Annotated in this window: 1 protein-coding gene; it reads left to right on the top strand. The window is 58.0% G+C overall.

Annotated elements, in window-relative coordinates; all coding sequences use genetic code 11:
• The first annotated feature begins 215 nt into the window (after nucleotides 1-215).
• Complete coding sequence (locus CDA63_RS20105) at nucleotides 216-455, top strand: hypothetical protein (RefSeq protein WP_126546997.1); 240 nt, start codon at nucleotides 216-218, stop codon at nucleotides 453-455.
• Nucleotides 456-671 lie beyond the last annotated feature (216 nt).

Here is a 671-nt window from a genome sequence, read left to right as displayed (position 1 = left end):
CCACCGTTTTTGTGAACATATGAATCATTTCCAGTCACTTCCCGCAATAAGGGCAGGTTGAGGCCTCCCTCCGAAACGCGTCCGGCATGGTGTGTTGCCGGTCTGAGGCCTGTTTTCTGTGCTACGGGGTCCTGTCTTTAACCAAGCTCAAAACAAGCGGCCCCGTTCTGGGCTTTGCTGGCAATAATTCGCCGTGTTTATTTAGCCGCAACCCCGTGCAAGCTCCTTTGAATTTTGGTCCCGCCGAACAAACCCACCACCAGCGCCAAGAGATTGCGGACCGCGCGATGGCCATCACCCTCGAAGAAGAGCGGCATGCCAAAGCCGAATTGTTAGCCCTTTACGACCAGTACGTGGCCGGCGAAGTGGATTTGTACGCCATCAGCATTCATGTTGGGGAACAGACGCGCCAGCGGCTGCTGGGGTTAATAAATGCGGGGCCTGCTGGCCGTTAGGGCCGTGGGACCTGTCAGTTGGGCGTCGTGGCGTTCCACCACGATTAGCCAGCAGCGTGCTGACAGCAAATAGTGGCGCCAGATGCGGAGACAGCGCGGGCGTGACGGGCTGGTACCGGTTGAGCATCGCCTCTAGGGTGCCGGGGAGTGTTCCTAGTCGTTCAGCCACGTTCGTTAGTGGCAGCTACTGGCGGTTAGCTCGTTTACCTTCGGACC

The sequence above is a fragment of the Hymenobacter amundsenii genome, from assembly GCF_002204745.1.
Taxonomy (GTDB): Bacteria; Bacteroidota; Bacteroidia; order Cytophagales; family Hymenobacteraceae; genus Hymenobacter; species Hymenobacter amundsenii.
This window is presented reverse-complemented; position numbering and strand designations above follow the sequence as displayed.